Annotated in this window: 1 protein-coding gene; it reads left to right on the forward strand. The window is 55.4% G+C overall.

Going from position 1 to position 383, the window contains the following annotated elements; translation table 11 throughout:
* On the forward strand, positions 1–265 hold a 265-nt coding region (locus tag AC1RPR_RS08430; RefSeq protein WP_481763506.1), incomplete at its 5' end, for a hypothetical protein.
* Between the last annotated feature and the right edge of the window lie 118 nt (positions 266–383).

Genomic DNA, 383 nt, shown 5'->3' on the forward strand with positions numbered 1-383 from the left:
CGAGGGCCCTTATGACGACGAAGATGACGAAGACGAGAGCACCACTCTGGAATGCGATCGATACGAAGGTGCGTCGGTGAAATTCGAGCTTACTGACGACCCCTCGAAGGTTGCGGCTGTCACCCGTATCGGTGGCGTCTCGATCACGCTGCGCGTTGGCGGTGTCGCGATCACGACCACAATGAGCGTCAGCCAGTATGCGCGCATGCTGATGGGTGAAGAAATCCACGGACTTCGCTCCGACGTGGGCCCGGATATTTTCTGATGAATCGAAGCAACAAGAAAATGAGTCGTGGTCTTAACGGTGAGACCATCGACCACAAGAAGTACATCAAGACGTATCGCTATCAGGTGATGCGTGTGGTGCGCGACATCGAACAGGG

The organism is Dellaglioa sp. CoH-57-MRSF-22 (assembly GCF_056781895.1).